At 71.6% G+C, this 236-nt stretch carries 1 protein-coding gene; it reads left to right on the forward strand.

What is annotated here, in order from left to right; genetic code table 11:
- Nucleotides 1–236 (forward strand): hypothetical protein (locus ACPYOM_RS23905; RefSeq protein ID WP_481347892.1); only part of this gene is annotated, 236 nt, incomplete at both ends.

Genomic DNA, 236 nt, shown 5'->3' on the forward strand with positions numbered 1-236 from the left:
GTGCAGGACTGGTCCGAGGCCGAGCTGCGCTCCTGGCTACGATCCGGCTGGTCGCCGAAGGACGCGGCGCCCGGGCCGATGGCGGACGTGGTCGCGGAGAGCCTCCAGCATCTGACCGATGCCGATGTGCAGGCGATGACCGTCTACTTGCGAGGCTTGCCGCGCGAGGGGTCGCCGGCCGCCGAGTTCAAGCCGGCGCCGCCGGCACAGATGGACCTCGGTCGTCAGGTGTCCCC

The organism is Monashia sp. HAY1-2A (genome assembly GCF_056755315.1).